At 53.4% G+C, this 15,267-nt stretch carries 18 protein-coding genes, 1 tRNA gene and 1 pseudogene; 8 read left to right on the top strand and 12 right to left on the bottom strand.

Features of this window, described 5'->3' with window-relative positions; all coding sequences use genetic code 11:
* Window positions 1–12 precede the first annotated feature (12 nt).
* Window positions 13–846 (bottom strand): ABC transporter ATP-binding protein, encoded by an 834-nt coding sequence (locus NY406_RS06725; protein WP_411267075.1) that lies wholly within the window; start codon window positions 844–846, stop codon window positions 13–15.
* Between the two features lie 239 nt (window positions 847–1,085).
* Here NY406_RS06725 and NY406_RS06730 point away from each other — a divergent pair, with 239 nt between their 5' ends.
* Both NY406_RS06730 and NY406_RS06735 read left to right on the top strand, forming a co-directional pair.
* A complete protein-coding gene (locus NY406_RS06730; RefSeq protein ID WP_260533345.1) occupies window positions 1,086–2,018 on the top strand; it encodes an endonuclease NucS domain-containing protein in 933 nt (310 codons plus the stop codon).
* 470 nt (window positions 2,019–2,488) lie between these two features.
* Window positions 2,489–2,677, top strand: coding sequence for a hypothetical protein (locus NY406_RS06735; protein WP_260533346.1), 189 nt, complete (start codon window positions 2,489–2,491; stop codon window positions 2,675–2,677).
* Window positions 2,678–2,848: 171 nt separating this feature from the next.
* Here NY406_RS06735 and NY406_RS06740 read toward each other — a convergent pair whose 3' ends face one another.
* The 3 genes from NY406_RS06740 to NY406_RS06750 form a co-directional block, all read right to left on the bottom strand.
* Window positions 2,849–3,250 carry a DoxX family protein gene (locus tag NY406_RS06740; protein ID WP_260533347.1) on the bottom strand — a complete coding sequence of 134 codons (402 nt, stop codon included), beginning with the start codon at window positions 3,248–3,250 and terminating at the stop codon, window positions 2,849–2,851.
* A 92-nt stretch (window positions 3,251–3,342) separates the two neighbouring features.
* Window positions 3,343–4,464, bottom strand: a complete 1,122-nt coding sequence (gene ribD / locus NY406_RS06745; RefSeq protein ID WP_260633764.1) for a bifunctional diaminohydroxyphosphoribosylaminopyrimidine deaminase/5-amino-6-(5-phosphoribosylamino)uracil reductase RibD — start codon at window positions 4,462–4,464, stop codon at window positions 3,343–3,345.
* A 14-nt stretch (window positions 4,465–4,478) separates the two neighbouring features.
* Complete coding sequence (locus tag NY406_RS06750; RefSeq protein ID WP_260533348.1) at window positions 4,479–5,003, bottom strand: deoxycytidylate deaminase; 525 nt, start codon at window positions 5,001–5,003, stop codon at window positions 4,479–4,481.
* Window positions 5,004–5,072: 69 nt separating this feature from the next.
* On the opposite strand from NY406_RS06750, the gene NY406_RS06755 reads away from it, so the two are divergent.
* Window positions 5,073–6,701 carry an NFACT RNA binding domain-containing protein gene (locus NY406_RS06755; protein WP_260533349.1) on the top strand — a complete coding sequence of 543 codons (1,629 nt, stop codon included), beginning with the start codon at window positions 5,073–5,075 and terminating at the stop codon, window positions 6,699–6,701.
* Between the two features lie 88 nt (window positions 6,702–6,789).
* Window positions 6,790–7,146: an acyl-CoA thioesterase gene (locus NY406_RS06760; RefSeq protein ID WP_260533350.1), complete on the top strand. Its 357-nt coding sequence runs from the start codon at window positions 6,790–6,792 to the stop codon at window positions 7,144–7,146.
* 53 nt (window positions 7,147–7,199) lie between these two features.
* Here the strand turns inward: NY406_RS06760 and NY406_RS06765 are convergent, their stop codons facing one another.
* The 3 genes and pseudogenes from NY406_RS06765 to NY406_RS06780 form a co-directional block, all read right to left on the bottom strand.
* Window positions 7,200–7,592 carry a DUF1634 domain-containing protein gene (locus NY406_RS06765; protein ID WP_260533351.1) on the bottom strand — a complete coding sequence of 131 codons (393 nt, stop codon included), beginning with the start codon at window positions 7,590–7,592 and terminating at the stop codon, window positions 7,200–7,202.
* A gap of 2 nt (window positions 7,593–7,594) precedes the next feature.
* Window positions 7,595–8,430 (bottom strand): annotated as a pseudogene (locus tag NY406_RS06770) (sulfite exporter TauE/SafE family protein).
* A gap of 347 nt (window positions 8,431–8,777) precedes the next feature.
* Complete coding sequence (locus NY406_RS06780; RefSeq protein ID WP_260533353.1) at window positions 8,778–10,106, bottom strand: LptF/LptG family permease; 1,329 nt, start codon at window positions 10,104–10,106, stop codon at window positions 8,778–8,780.
* A 304-nt stretch (window positions 10,107–10,410) separates the two neighbouring features.
* Here NY406_RS06780 and NY406_RS06785 point away from each other — a divergent pair, with 304 nt between their 5' ends.
* The gene (locus NY406_RS06785; RefSeq protein WP_260533354.1) at window positions 10,411–11,067 is read left to right on the top strand and encodes a hypothetical protein; all 657 of its coding nucleotides are present in this window, start codon (window positions 10,411–10,413) and stop codon (window positions 11,065–11,067) included.
* A 223-nt stretch (window positions 11,068–11,290) separates the two neighbouring features.
* Here NY406_RS06785 and NY406_RS06790 read toward each other — a convergent pair.
* Both NY406_RS06790 and secG read right to left on the bottom strand, forming a co-directional pair.
* Window positions 11,291–11,366, bottom strand: a tRNA-Lys gene (locus NY406_RS06790).
* A 5-nt stretch (window positions 11,367–11,371) separates the two neighbouring features.
* On the bottom strand, window positions 11,372–11,752 hold the full coding sequence (gene secG / locus NY406_RS06795) for a preprotein translocase subunit SecG (protein ID WP_260533355.1): 381 nt from the start codon (window positions 11,750–11,752) through the stop codon (window positions 11,372–11,374).
* 79 nt (window positions 11,753–11,831) lie between these two features.
* Here secG and NY406_RS06800 point away from each other — a divergent pair, with 79 nt between their 5' ends.
* Window positions 11,832–12,083 carry a DUF2905 domain-containing protein gene (locus tag NY406_RS06800; RefSeq protein ID WP_260533356.1) on the top strand — a complete coding sequence of 84 codons (252 nt, stop codon included), beginning with the start codon at window positions 11,832–11,834 and terminating at the stop codon, window positions 12,081–12,083.
* Window positions 12,084–12,109: 26 nt separating this feature from the next.
* Window positions 12,110–12,694 carry an imidazoleglycerol-phosphate dehydratase HisB gene (gene hisB / locus NY406_RS06805; RefSeq protein WP_260633765.1) on the top strand — a complete coding sequence of 195 codons (585 nt, stop codon included), beginning with the start codon at window positions 12,110–12,112 and terminating at the stop codon, window positions 12,692–12,694.
* Window positions 12,695–12,795: 101 nt separating this feature from the next.
* Here the strand turns inward: hisB and rny are convergent, their stop codons facing one another.
* The gene (gene rny, locus NY406_RS06810; protein WP_260533357.1) at window positions 12,796–14,370 is read right to left on the bottom strand and encodes a ribonuclease Y; all 1,575 of its coding nucleotides are present in this window, start codon (window positions 14,368–14,370) and stop codon (window positions 12,796–12,798) included.
* Here rny and NY406_RS06815 point away from each other — a divergent pair.
* A complete protein-coding gene (locus tag NY406_RS06815) occupies window positions 14,357–14,674 on the top strand; it encodes a hypothetical protein (RefSeq protein WP_260533358.1) in 318 nt (105 codons plus the stop codon). The genes rny and NY406_RS06815 overlap by 14 nt on opposite strands.
* Window positions 14,675–14,678: 4 nt before the next feature.
* Here NY406_RS06815 and NY406_RS06820 read toward each other — a convergent pair whose 3' ends face one another.
* Together NY406_RS06820 and NY406_RS06825 are read right to left on the bottom strand one after the other, a co-directional pair.
* Window positions 14,679–14,942, bottom strand: coding sequence for a cell division protein ZapA (locus NY406_RS06820; RefSeq protein ID WP_165439255.1), 264 nt, complete (start codon window positions 14,940–14,942; stop codon window positions 14,679–14,681).
* A 5-nt stretch (window positions 14,943–14,947) separates the two neighbouring features.
* On the bottom strand, window positions 14,948–15,253 hold the full coding sequence (locus NY406_RS06825; protein WP_260533359.1) for a hypothetical protein: 306 nt from the start codon (window positions 15,251–15,253) through the stop codon (window positions 14,948–14,950).
* Window positions 15,254–15,267: the final 14 nt, after the last annotated feature.

Genomic DNA, 15,267 nt, shown 5'->3' on the forward strand with positions numbered 1-15,267 from the left:
CAATTCATCATGTCAACCGACCGGTACCGCCTGGTAATAGCCGTTGCGCCCGATAAGCTCAACGCCGCAACCGAAGAGGCCGGAAACGTTCGATGAGGTCAGCATGGCCTCTTTGTCACCATCGGCCACCACTCGCCCCTTGCGCATGAAGATGACTCGCGTGATCTCCGGTGGTATTTCGTGAATGTGGTGGGTAACGAGAATGAGCTGCGTGCCTTGCTGCATGAGCTTTCGCGCCGTATCGAGGTACTGGAACGAGGACGAAATATCGAGGCCGCTGGTCGGCTCGTCGAGCAGCAGCGCCTCAGGCCCATGCACCAGCGCACGTCCGAGCAGAAATCGCCGTTGCTGGCCGGTGGACATTTTGCCGAAAGACCGGTCAGCGAGTTCTTCGACGCCAAGCTGCCGCATCAGCTCCTCGGCACGGTCAATTTCGGTGGCGCTGAAAAGCTGATGTGGCCACGTATCGATACTCGAGTAGTAGCCTGAAAGCATCACATCCCGCCCCTTGGCATAAACCCCGTAATGCTGTTGCAGATCATGGGAAACAATGCCGAGCCGCGAGCGCAACTCCTCGACGTTCCAGCGGTCGCGACCATAGACCGTCATCCGGCAGTCATCGGCATGAACCGGATAGATTTCGCGAGAGATCAACTTCAGCAGGGTCGTCTTCCCTGAACCGTTCGGCCCAAGAATCGCTGTGTTCTCTCCCTTGCGAATACTCAGGTCAAGCCCGTCAAACACCTGCGTCCCTCCCCGGTAAGCGGTGACATTGCTGAATTCAAAAACGTGATTCACGATGGTGCTTAGTGTATTCTGTTTCACTGACCGCACTGCCGATAGCATTGCCTCGAGTATCAGCTTGCGAAACAAGGTAGCGCATCAGCAGCAGATTTTCAATCGGCATCGGATTGCACAGAGCAAGCTATGGATAGAATACAAATCAACATTGCGTCTCATTTTTTCCAACTGATGAATCACCACCTTAAATGCTATCTTTTAGTGTTATCTACTGCATAGGGTTCACGTCAACAAATCCCATTGCCTCACATGGGGGCAAAGAAAGATCAAATAGCCGCACAATCATGAAAAACTATTACCGAGTCATGCTGGGAAAAGGCTGCTCTCATGCTGCTAACTGCTTCCATGACGGCTGCATTGGAGCCGATTTTACCATCAACGAGGATTTGACCCGAAAATTGCCCGACCAATGGAAAGATTTCAACAAAACCTATATCCCAGTATTTCTCTCCAGTAATCCCGCAAAATCAAAAATCAGCGCAGGTCTTGCCTGTGGTGCGCTCTGGACAATTGCAAAAGGCATTAAGCAAGGGGATATTGTCCTGAGTCCAGACGGCTCAGGCACCTACAGGTTGGGCGAGGGCTTGGGTGATTATTACTACGCAAAAGGCAATTATCTGCCCCATCGCCGAAAGGTGCGCTGGCTCAATGCCACCATAGACCGTTCGGCAATGAGCGAAGCATTGCAGAACTCTACCGGCTCGATTGGCACTGTCAGTAACATATCCAGCTATCGTGATGAAATCGAAAAGCTTATGGCTGATGCAGAAGCTCCGGTTTCGATACTCACGGGTGACAATACCATTGAAGACCCCTACGCCTTCGCAATGGAAAAACATCTCGAAGCATTTCTTGTGGCGAACTGGAACCAAACTGAGCTCAGCAAAGAGTACTCGATATTTGAAGAAGAGGGTGAGCCTGTTGGACAGCAATATGACACTGATGCCGGAACAATCGATATTCTGGCAATCAGCAAAGACAAGAAAAAACTCTTGGTTGTCGAGCTCAAAAAAGGCAGGGTATCAGATGTCGTTGTCGGACAGGTGCTTCGATACATGGGATACGTAAAAGACCAGATTGCGGAACCGGATCAGACCGTCGAAGGAGCAATCATAGCGATCGATGACGACCAGAAACTCAAATGGGCACTAATGTCTGTTCCATCGATAACCTTTTACCGATACCAGATCAGTTTCAAACTTGTCAAAGGTTGTTGATTTATCAACCGAAGCTAATCATTCTATTGCAGAGGTGATTTTTACAGAAAAACATGACAAGGAAAAGCACATGAATGGCGTCTTAATTTGTGAAATCAAAGTGAAGACGCCTAGTTGCGGATCCATCTAAATGATTAATAGAAAAAAATTTATCGACAGAATCCCGGTTTCTCGATAAAAAAATTGTTGCTTGCAGCAGTTATTTCGAGGTCATAAAAAACGATTAGTAATTTTTATTTGTACCTGATATATTCGCTTCGTACAAATTCGTATATCGATCGAAAAGTGCCCGTATCGCAAGTACTCAAAAAGTTTACCTTTTCTTTTTTTTCAATCATCGTGTCACGGTATGAGAACTACATTCGTACCGCGACACAAAATGTAACCATAGTTCGTCTATGACAGTAAGTGTAGCGCAACTCATCCTCAAGCACATCGAAGAGGATAAATTTCTCGATGCAATCCAGTGTGTGCAGAATGAGATTTTGAAAATTGAAGTGAAACCTGAACTTGTCAGCGCTGACAGGCGGGAAATCAAAAACCTGACAGCAATCATGGAAAAGCTTAGTGAGGCGGCTATGTTCGGCAGCGAGTGGGATGAGGGACGCCGCGCAAAAAAAGCGGCGATCGTCAAACTGCGGAAAGTCAGCGCCACCTGACGATCTGCAATGCCGAACGCCAATGCCGCGAGTCCCGGTCACACACCTTGTTTAATACTATATCGAAGAGCATTCTCGGCGAGCATCTCAGCAGTACTGAATTCTGTAATTCGGACAAGAAATAACGACAGAATTACAGAATTCAGTCAGCAGTTCGTACTTGGCGAAACCTCAGTTCCATTTTCCCATACCTTTAGAGACGCTGTAGCGACCAGCGCCAAGAAAGAAAATGGCGATGGAGCCGAAAAAGTAGAATGCTTGCAGTTCAAGGGCGTAACCACCGTGCTGATCGAGTGCGGTAAGCTGGCCCATGTGGACGAGCCAGACGGCTACGCCCATGAGAAATGCCTCTATGAGCGCCGCAGGACGGGTGTAAATGCCCAACACGATGAGCAGCGGAGCAAACACTTCGCCAACCGGCACGCCCGCAACCAGCCAGACAGGCAGATGCGCAGCCTTGAGTTTGCCCGCAATGAAGCCGTAGCCGTGAATGAGCTTGTACACGCCGTGAAACAGCATAAGGCCCCCGACGCACAAGCGGATCAGGAGCTTGCCAAGATCGTTGTTATTCATGAACCCTCCGGATGAAGTATTGACTCTGCCGCTACTGTTATTGCTTCGGCGGGACTTCTTGCCATTGCTTTTGCTTTTAAAAAATCCGGCCATCAACGTACCGGATATACTTCGAGAAGGAGATCTTCGCCAAACCGCTGGATTGCGCTGAAGCTGAGTTTGACAGCGTAATCGGGACGGGCCACGTCGAGCGCCCCGAAGCTCGCCAGTCCGTCGCCGCCGAACAGCTTGGGAGCGATGAAAATATAGTATTTATCGACGAAACCTGATCTGACCATCGCCGCCGACAACCTGTTCCCCCCTTCGACCATCACTGAGAGCACCCGGCGTTTGTGCAACTCCGCGAATACCTCCCCGAGATCAAGACTGCCTTCGGCCTCACCGACGGTTGCCACCTCGACACCTCGCGCTTCAAGCTGGCTGACAAGAGCGGGATCGGCTTCGTCACGCAGCGCAAAGACGAGCGTTTTCGCCTCGCTGTTGAAAATCCGCGCTTCGACTGGCACCTGAAGCCGCCGGTCAAGCAGCACCCGAAGCGGCTGACGGCCATCGCACAGGCGGACAGTCAGTTCGGAGTCGTCCGCTATAACGGTCGAAGCGCCGCACAACACGGCGTCATACACGCTCCGCAGCCGGTGCACCTCGCGACGCGACGCTTCCCCGGTGATCCATTTCGACGCGCCAAGCGAAGTGGCGATGCGCCCGTCGAGCGTCTGGGCGGTTTTCAGCGCTACGAAGGGGCGGCCCTTGCGATGCGAGGTCATGAACGCCTCGTTGAGCCGCTCGGACTCCGCTTCGAGCACGCCAACCGTCACCTCGATACCCGCGTCACGCAACTTCGTGATGCCCTTGCCTGCCACCTTTTCGTGCGGATCAAGGCAACCGACAACCACGCGCGGTATGCGCTTTTCGATGATCAGGTCAGCACACGGCGGCGTCTTGCCGTAGTGGGAACACGGCTCCAGATTAACGTAAAGCGTCGATTCCCGGAGCAGCGCTTCGTCCTCGACCGATGCGATGGCGTTGACCTCGGCGTGCGGTCCGCCGTACTGCCGGTGCCACCCCTCGCCGATGACGCGCCCGTCATGCACGACCACCGAACCGACCATCGGATTCGGGCTCACGCTGCCCGCGCCGCGCTCGGCCAGTTCAAGGCATCGCCGCATGTAAGTTTCATCCTCCAGACGCGCCGCCACTATCGGATTCGTCACCATTCCCATCTTTCCAATTAACAGTTTACGGCGTTGACCTGCACCAGCTTGATGCCCGACAAACGCAGCAGTTCGGCGATGTGCTCGATCTTGTAGGGCTTGTCGTAGTAGATGGTTTTGATGCCCACGTTGATAAGCACCTTCAGGCAATGAATGCATGGACTGGCAGTGATGTAAATATCTGCATCCTTGATCGATACGCCGTGCTTGGCCGCCTGTGCGATGGCGTTGATCTCGGCGTGAATCGTGTTGACGCAGTTCTCCTCGACCGTGCCGTCGGGGTGGGTGCTGCGGTAGATTTTGCAGTTGGTCTCGTTGCAGTGTGGCAGGCCAGAGGGTGCACCGTTGTAACCGGTCGAGAGAATGTTGTTGTCACGCACGATCACGGCGCCGATATGCCCCCGGGTACAGGTCGCCCGGCGTGAAATGAGGTGCGCGACGCACATGAAATATTCGTGCCACCCGAGCCGCTTTTCTGCCCCATCGCTATCGTGCTGACCAGACGATCCGCAGCAGCAACCACTTTTGCTTTCTTCCTGCATTGCTATCTTGTGTTTAGATTGTTTCAGGAAAATAGAGGAAAGAAAGCGCCTTCGCAACCATTCCAGCCCATGCTCCGCAACTACTTCACGCTTTATCACGCAGCCGCTGAGCTGCACGAACAGCTTGCGGGCGGCTACCTCTTTGAAATCCATTCGCAGCAGAAAAACGAACTCACCCTCGCCTTCGTCACGCCGGAGGGCGAGCATCTGCAACTCATCGTCACGGTCCGATCCCCACATTTCTCGCTCTACACGCGCGAGGGGCTGAACCGCAAAAACCGCAACACGGCGGGTATCATGACCGTGATAAACGAACGGCAGGTGGCTGGCGTGGCGATCTCGCCCGCCGACCGGCAAATCAACTTTTTTCTCGACGACGGCCACACGCTCGTGCTGCGAATGTTCAGCGCCGAAACCAACATGCTGCTCGTGCGCAACGGCGTAATCGTGGATGCCTTCAAGGACAAGCGAAAGCTCGAAAACACACCGTTCGGGGAAACGACTGCCGAAACGCCGTATTTCCGGGCGCTGGAACAGCTCGCCTCCGCCCCGGCGCTTTTCCGGCAAAAGCTCGAAGAGAGCGACAGAACGAAACAGCTCGACCGGCGGCTGCTCGCGATGCTGCCCGGCTTCGACCGCAAGCTCGTCCGTCGGCTTCTGGCGACTGCCGAGGGCGAAGCGCCCGAACAACTCCACGAAGCGTTCGTCGCCCTCTTCTACGACCTCGCCTCGCCAACGCCGTGCGTCATCGAAAACCCTGGAGAGCCGCCCACCTTCTCGCTCTTCGCTCCGGCGGAGAAGGACGAGGCGAGGACCTTTGAGAGCGTTATCGACGCCTTGAATCACTACAGCCGCAAGATGTACCGTTACCTGCACTTGCGGGAACGCGCCGTCGCGATGCGGCGGGAACTGACGGCGAAAATCGGCAAGCTCGAAAAGGAGCTAAACGCCAGCGCCGGGCACGATCCGGAGGAAGTTTCGCAGCGCAACGAGCGTTACGGCCACCTGCTCACCGGCATGATCGGCACCGCCGAGCCTTCGAGCAATACGATCGCAGTGCCGAATTTTTTCGACCCCGGCTCGCCCGACGTGACGATTCCAGTCAAAAAGGGACTCAACCTCCAGGAGAACGCCACGTGGCACTTCACGCAAGCGACGAAAAATCGCAAAAAAGCCGAGATGCAAAAGCTCCGCCACGCGGAACTCCGCACGGAACTGGACACGCTTCGCAAAAAACTCGCAAGGCTCGACGAAGCCGACTCCCCCGACCAATTGCAGCAAGCACTCGAGGCGAGATCACCCTCTGGCAAGACCGCGTCCGGAAAAAACCGGAAAGAGAAGGAGAAGACGCCGCCGTTCAGGACGATACCGATCAGCGACAGAATCACCCTCTACATCGGAAAAAATTCCGCGAACAACGAGAAACTCACCTTCGACTTCGCCAAACCTGACGACATCTGGCTTCATGCCAGAGGCGCGTCAGGCTCGCACTGCGTGCTCAAGGGCGCAGCCATGCACAACACCTCGGAGATCCGCCGCGCCGCCGAAATCGCCGCCTGGCACTCGGCGGCCAAGCACTCCGAATTGGTGCCGGTCATCTGCACACAAAAAAAATACCTCAAAAAAGACCGCAAAACCCCCGGCAACGTCATCATCGAACGGGAGCAGGTGTTCATGGTCAAGCCGATAAAGGAATGATGAATGATGAATTGAAAAAAGCGAGGGAAATCCTTTTTCACTTTTTAATCCCAAAAGTCCCAATTTTCCTAACTCTTTCCCTATTCCCATGAAAACACACAAGCTCGTGATGCCGGAACACCTCAACCATTACGGTTTCCTGTTCGGCGGCAATCTGCTCAAATGGATCGACGAGGTCAGCTATATCGCCGTGACGCTCGACTACCCCGGCTGCAACTTCGTCACGGTTGGCATGGACAACATCAAGTTCAAGAAAAGCATCCGGCAGGGCACCATTCTCTGCTTCGAGTCGAAGAAGAACCATGTCGGCACCACCTCGGTGGAATATATCGTGGATGTGACCCGGGAGGAGATCACCACCGGTAGCAGAGAGCTGGTGTTCACCACTCGGATAACCTTTGTCAGCGTAGATGAAAACGGCAGGAAAAAGCCTATTCCGTCCTGATGAAAATGAAACGGGCCGCGTTGAAGCGGCCCTGAAACAAGCGTGCAGCGAATTTAAAACTTGCCGCCTAAAAGACTGAAGAGAAGAAAAAGAAAAACGAGCGAGGAGACGCCCACATAGAGCTTGTCCTTTTCCTCCCAGAAAGCGAAAACAGTAAACAGCACGTTGGCAACCGGCGTCAGAATAAGCAGGAGCAAGCCAAGCTGGATGATGGCCCGCTTCTGGAATGTCATCAGACCATGAATGACTCCCGGAATAGTGCGCAATGGCGATGAGGAGCCGTGAAAAATATGATATTCGGGCAGTTCGCCGCCGTGGTGAACCAGGAAAAGGATGCCGCCGACCAGCACGATCGATGCAGCAAGAAGCACGCCAACACGCAGAAGATTGCCGATAACGCCCTTCATGCGCAGATCGTTCATTTCGGGTTTGGGGTGTGCGTTCATCTTCAGATCCTCCCGGTTATGCCGTTGAAAATCATTTCGAGGCCGAGCGCGAAAATCACCACCCCGAAAATAATGCGCAGCCATTTCGTTTTGGCGACCATCAAGAGTTTTGCACCGATAAACGAACCGGCAAGAATACCGAGCATGACCGGAAAAGTCAGCCCCGCATTGATATAGCCGCGCTGAAAATAGACGCCGGCGCTGGCGGCGGCGGTCACACCGATCATGAAGTTGCTCGTCGTGCTGGAAACCTTGAAGGGCAGGCGCATAGCGTGATCCATCGCGAGCACCTTGACCGCGCCCGAGCCGATGCCAAGCAGGCCGGAAAGAATTCCCGCAAGCCACATCAGGCCGAAGCCTGCACCGACGTTGTGCACGCTGTAGTGCTTGACGCCTTCTTCGGTAGGATAGCTGCTGTTCAGTTTGAACTTTGTCGCCAGCGGATCGGGGTTGACATCATCGGAGTGATCCTCTTTGGCCTTGGTTGACAGGTATGCCGAATAGAGGAGCACGAGACCGAAAATAATGGCGATGATATTGGTCGCAAGCATACCGGCAAGAAATGCGCCGACCAGAGCGCCGATGGTGGTGGCCACTTCGAGGAACAAACCGATGCGAATATTCGAAAACCCCCCTTGACGTAGGCTGCAGCAGCGCCAGATGAGGTCGCGATGACGGCGACCAGCGAGGTCCCGACGGCATAGCGCAGATCGATGCCAAGTCCAATTGTGAGCAACGGCACGATGACCACTCCACCGCCGAGTCCTGTCAGCGAGCCGAGCATTCCTGCGAACAGGGCCCCGACGCCAACAATCAGTGACAATTCGAGATTATTCATAGAATTGATACTAATGATGGATGAAAAACAAGGGGTAACTGACAAACTATAAGAGATGCGGGAACAACAAAAGATGGAGAAACAAAGAGGACGGATGAAGATTTGACAGGGTCTGGGATGTCGGGCATTAATCTGAAACCTAATACTTAAATCACATGCTTCTTAATTTTAATCATATAACAATATATTTTTATTCTTTTTTTTCACAAGAATCAGAGTTAAAAAACAAAGAAAAAATTTTGGCAACTACCGGTCACGGAGTCCGGCAACGACCTGAATCTTTTCACCTCGCAATTATGGACTGAACTCCAAGTCAAGCAGGCGAACTGGCCGGTGCATGGGTCAATTCACCGCCCCGAATCGCTGGCCGAGCTACTCAGACGGTACATCATGAACAGACCGGTAACTGCCAGTACGACATTGGGCAGCCAGACCGAGATAGCCGGTAACAGCAGACCTCGTTCGGCGATCTTCTCCCCGCCGATCAACAGCACCCAGTAGAGCACGAAAAAGAAAAGCGACAGCGCCGCACCCGCACCGAATCCGCCGCGCCGCGCCATAACGCCAAGCGGTGCGCCAACTACGGCAAACACCAGGCAGGCAAAGGCCAGCGAATATTTCTTGTGATACTCGATCATGTAGTCGCTGAACGCTTTCCGGTTTTGCTGCATCTGCTCGATGCGTAACGACACATTTCCAATCATCGTATCGACAAATTCGATGGCACGGCCAGTCACAGCTGGCGGCAACGTTGATGGCGATAACAAGGCGTCCGCATCACTTCGGTTACGAATCGCCGCCACATCTTTTTTCAACTGCGCTATCTCCTTGTCGATAGAGCTCTCTGCAACCCGGCCTTTCAGACGAAACTCCCTGGCTATAGACAAGAGATCAGCCGCCGACAGCTCCTTGCCACCCCGACGCCGGTTCCCGTCATCGGTGCGTTCGAAGCCATATCCGGTCGCGTCGAAAACATAACGGTTTTTGGCGAAAACCATTTTCCTGTACCTATCCATCGCCGGCAGAGAAAGTTCGTGAATCTGACCATCTTCGAGAGTCAGCACGAGATGACTGTAATCGTGCGAAAACTGGATACGCCCCCTTGCCGCCATGATCACGGTGCGAACATCCGGCCTTCCGCGATCGTAGAGCACGATATCACGAAGCTCTCCAGTTTCGTTGTCAATATCCCGCACCATAATGGAGTAGCCCTGAATCACATCGGAAAAGGCGTTCTTGTCAATACCGAGACCAGGTTTCATGCGGGTTATATCGGCAAACAGGGCATTGGCCTTGTAATTAGCCTCAGGCATCAGAACGTTGTTGAAGCGCTCCATCATAAGCGACAAGGCAAGCGCGGCGAGCAGCACTGGCGCAACAAGCCTATAAATCGAAATGCCGCCTGAGCGCATCACCGTCAACTCCGAGCTGTTGGTCAGGGAACTGAAGGCCATGACTGTCGAAACCAGCACTGCCATCGGCACAGCCAGCCCAACCATCCAGGCCGACTGCAGCGCCACCACTTCGAGTATGATTCTGAAATCGAGCCCCTTGCCTATCAGGCGTTCAAGAAACTGAGTAAGAAAGGAGAGAATGAACACAAACATGATCGTTACAAACGCGAAAAAAAAGGTGCCAAGATGCTCCTTCAGAATGTATCGATCGAAAATTTTCATTAAATGTTTGTTAAACCGTTACTCGCCAAGACCTCTTTCCCGCAAGGCGAACCGCTCACAATATACAGCAGTACGATTTTTCTGCAATAGCGGCCACCGGGCGAACCAGAAGGCATCCGGCAACGCAAAGCTTTGCGCACTGAAGAACCTTGAGTAGATTACGTATAAAAGAGCACATATCTTCATGCCGTCAGCACGAGATGGTTTCCATGGCACCGGCTGGTATCATCAGAACTGAGGATATGTGTTTTCTTCCTGATTACGGTCATCGGCAGAATTAAACAAAAAAAACAGGAGAGGAACCATGGCACCATTTGATTTTGGAGAGAAGGTCGACCCCGCGCATTTTGACAAGCTCATCGCGGAAGGGTATGAAGTCAACACATCAGACTATGTGCAGAAAGGTTGGGAAATGTTCAAAGGGAACATCGGCGAGTTCATCGGTTTCACGCTTATCTGCTTTGCGGCCTCCCTCGTGAGTTCGAAAATGGGCGGTTTCGGCTCGCTGCTCTTTTCAGCCGTGGCCGCGCCGCTCTACGCCGGATACGCCATCGCGGCGTTCAGAATCATGACCGGCCAACAGCTTCAGTTCAGCGACTTTTTCAAGGGATTCAACTATTTCCTGCCGCTCTTTCTCGCCGGGCTGGCAAGCGGCATCCTCGTCGCCATCGGGCTGGTGCTGCTCATCCTGCCAGGCATTTATCTCGCCATCGGCTACATGCTGACAACCTTTCTGGTCATCGATCACGGTATGGAGTTCTGGCAGGCAATGGAGACGAGCCGCAAGATCGTCACGAAAAACTGGTTCGCCTTTTTCGTCTTCGCGCTTGTGCTGTTCCTCGTCAATGTGCTAGGCGCGCTCGCCCTCGGCGTCGGACTGCTGGTTTCGGCGCCGGTAACAGCCTGCGCCACCGCAATTGCGTACAAGGAGATCGTAGGGCTGCACTCGGCAGAGTGGTAAGCAAATTATCTGAACACCATCAACCATTGTCATTCGCAGCGGAACAACCGTAATACGAGTCAGCGCTTTTCTTACGACATATTTCAGAGCCAAAAGGATGTCGTTCACCCGCTGGTGCAAGAGAGCGTTCTAAACTCGTCCATCCGGGATCTGCCTATGCATTCATCGAAACATACATAAAACAAAAAGCCTTACAGTAACGTTCTGTAAGGCTTTCTATCTCTGGTGCACTCGCAAGGACTCGAACCTTGGACCCACTGATTAAGAGTCAGTTGCTCTACCAACTGAGCTACGAGTGCAAATCTTATTTTGCCGGTGCTGCCGGTTGTTCTGCTGGAGCCGCCACAGGCTGAATATTGCCAGTCGGAAGCGACTGCGGAAGATTGTTAGCCGGAAGCGACGCCGGGGCGCTCTTCTGCAGGATGCTGCTGCCTGCGTCCCCCTGATTGCGTGCCGGAAGCGTAAACTGGGCAATGAAGCAAAGCACCATCATGACGCCAGCCAGAATTGCCGAAGTCTTGCTCAGAAAATCACCGGTACGCCTGACGCCGAGAGTCTGCACGGTGCCAAGGCTTGAAATACCGCCAGTCAGACCACTGCCAGCTTTGGGGCTTTGCAACAGCACCGACACGATCAGCAGAAGTGCTGCAAGCAAGGCAAAAATGACGACGAAACCGTTGAGCATGTCCTGCTATCTGATGAAATTTCGGCTAACTATCGTATCTTTCAACAATGTGGGCTTAATTTAGCAACTTTTTCACAATATGCAAGACCCGTTTTCAGGAATTGGCAAAATGCTCATTTTGCTTGGTGCATCGATCGCTGCACTCGGCTTGCTTGTCTTGCTTGTTCAGAAATCGGGAGGAAACGGTTGGTTGGGATGGTTCGGCCACCTGCCGCTCGACCTCCATATCGAAAAAGAGAATTTCCGCCTCTATTTCCCGCTCGGCAGCTCCATCGTACTGTCGATCATCCTGAGCCTCGTCATTGGCCTTATTAACAAATTTTTCAGATAGCATCATTCATGCCAGAATCGACACCCATGAACCAGCGCATCGCCTCACACAGCCGCAAAACTGCTGAAACGGACATTTCTGCCACCGTCAATCTCGATGGTACGGGGAGGTCATCTGTTGAAACCGGCGTGCTCTTTCTCGATCACATGCTGACCAGCTTTAGCCGCCACTCCGGCATCGACGTACAGTTACGGTGCAGCGGCGATCTGGAGGTGGACGACCACCACACCGTCGAAGATGTAGCGCTCGTGCTCGGCAAAGCCATCATGGACGCGCTTGGCGATAAAAAAGGTATCGGACGCTACGGCTGGGCGATCATCCCGATGGACGAGGCACTGGCGCAGTGCTCGATCGACCTCGGTGGCCGTAGCTATTGCGTCTTCAGGGCGGAGTTTTCGCGCCCGGTGATTCAGGGACTTTCAACCGAGATGGTGGAGCACTTCTTTGTTTCGCTCTCGCGGACGATGAATGCGAACCTGCACCTCGCGGTGCTGGAGGGCCGGAATACGCACCATATGATCGAGGCACTCTTCAAGTCACTGGCCTACGCGATGAAGCAGGCCGTGAAAATCGAAGGCACGGAGATCAAATCGACCAAAGGGGTGATGTAAGGCGCAACGGCCACAAACAAAAGAGGCTGCCCGGATTTCCCGAGGCAGCCTCTTTTTTTGCTTTTCAAATCAGCCGGACCTGACCGATCTGCTTGATCCTGTTACTTCGCGAAGGCGACCGAGCGTTTTTCGCGCAGGATGGTCACCTTGATCTGGCCGGGGTATTGCGCCTCCGACTCAATCTTGCTGGCAATGTCGTGGGCAAGCACGTCAGCCTGGGAGTCGCTGACATTGTCACCTTCGACGATCACCCTGATCTCGCGGCCCGCCTGCAAGGCGTAGGTCTTGATGACACCGGGGAAGGTCTTGGCGATCTCTTCGAGGCTTTCGAGCCGCTTGACGTTGCCCTCGGCGGTCACAGCGCCGCGTGCGCCCGGCCTTGAGAGCGAAATAACGTTAGCCGCATCAACCAGGTCGGCGATGGGCGACGCCTTCTCAACCTCACCGTGATGGGCGGCGATTGCATTGAGCACCACCGGCGACATGTTGAATTTCTTGAGAAACTCCATACCAGCCAGCGCATGTGGCATTTCGGTCTCAGGCAGCACCAGACCGATGTCGTGCAAGAGGCCAGCGCGTTTGGCCTGCTTGGCATCGAGCTTCAGTTCGGCGGCCATCAAACCCGCCAGCATGGCCACTTCGCGGCTGTGCTGCAAAAGATTCTGGCCATAGACGGTGTGGAAGCGCATCTTGCCGATGAGGTTGACGATCTCGGCTGGCATGTCGGGAATCTGAAGCGACGAAATCGCCTCTTCGCCGGAGGACATGATAACATCCTCGATCTCTTTCTTCGCGTCCTGGTAGGCCTTTTCGATGGCCACCGGATGGATAATGCCGTCAACAAGCAGCTTCTGCAAAGTGAGCTTGGCCCTTTCACGGCGCAGAGGATCGAAGCAGGAGAGGATGACCACCTCGGGAGTGTCATCGACGATGATATCCACGCCGGTTGCGTTCTCGAACGCCTTGATGTTGCGCCCCTCGCGTCCGATGATACGCCCCTTCAGTTCGTCGCTCTGGATATGCACCACCGACAGGGCGCTCTCGGTAGCCTGCTCGAAGGAGATACGCTGGATAGCGGTGAGCATGATCTTTTCGGCGATCCGGTCAGCCTTCTGCGTGGCCTCTTCGTGAATCTGGTGAACGGTTTCGGCAGCCTCTTCCCTGGCCTTGGCGATCATGTTGTCAATGAGCATCTGACGAGCCTCTTCGGCGGTAAGGTTCGAGATGCTCTCAAGCCGCTGGTTCTGCTCGAAGATGATTTTTTCGAGCTCAGCAGAGCGGTTCTGCACATTCTCGGTCAGATGCTTCAGCTCCTCTCTCTGCTCCTGGAGCTTCTTTTCAGCCTCCTTGACATCCCGCATCTGATTACCCAGGGTCACCTCTTTCTGGCGAATCTGCTTCTGCAGCTGGGCGAACTTGTTGTTTTTGATGGTTACTTCGCTGTCAAACTCACGCTTGCGCTTCTTCCACTCCTGGTTCACCTCGTTGACCTTGAGTTCCTTGTAGTCATTGGCCTCTTTCTGGGCCTCCTGAACGACCTGCACAGCACGTTCTTCGGCTTCGAGCACCTTGGTGGTGCCGATACGTTCCAGAAAGAATCGGCCGATGTAAAAACCGACCGCAAAAAAGACCACGGATGCCGCTATAATGAGAAACAGATTTATGACGATTCCCATTAACTATCCTCCTTTTTCAACCGGCCAAAACAAGACCGGCCTTTCAAAATTGAACAAAAAAAACCGCACCCTCAAGAGATGTGTAAGATTCAAGAACCCGTTTAAACACGGTGGGCGCCTCCTTCAGGTTTTTTGCTTCCAATGCGACGCTTTGGAAAGCGCCGATGCCAGCAGCTCATCACCGCCAGGCAGCAAGGCCTGCAATCAAAATGAAGAGTTTGGCTCCCTGTTCTATCCTGTTAGTTCTTTTACTTACAAAACACCTCTTGCTGTGGTGCGGATATTTCGCTTGCTTTCAATGTAACGCTTTAGTGCAAATTCTGCTCGATAAATTCATTGATATGAGCCATTTTCTGCCTGAGCTGCGACAGCTCCTCCTCCAGTTCGTTCTTTTTTTCAGCAAACTGGATCGCGGCCAAAACGGCCAGCTTTTTCGCTTCCAGATCCGGAGCTTTGGCAGCGAAGCGCCTCATGACGCCATCGACATCTTTTGCCGCTTTTCCGGTCAGTTCGCTGTTCTCTACCCGCAAAGGGTAGCTGTCGCCATACACATTGACGCTGATCTTTTCCATGGACATTAAAATCCGGCTTTCTCTCCCCTCAGTTCCCTCTCGATCTTTTGCAGAATCATCACGAGCTTTTGTTTGATCTGAAGCTTGTCGGCGTAGGAAAATCCTTCGCCGGAAGTCCCCGGCACCTGCACCTCTGCTCCTTCGGTGCCTGGCAGCTTGAATGACCGCAATATGTTCTGAAGGCTCAAAACCTCAGATTTCAACAACTCATTTTCTTTCCGGCACTCGGACAACTGCTCCACAAGCCGCCCCACATTCTTTTCGAGGCCCGCAAGCAACTGATGATCATTATGCTCGTTTGCTGCATCCATAAAACCGGACTGGA

Source organism: Chlorobaculum sp. MV4-Y (assembly GCF_025244685.1).
Taxonomy (GTDB): domain Bacteria; phylum Bacteroidota; class Chlorobiia; order Chlorobiales; family Chlorobiaceae; genus Chlorobaculum.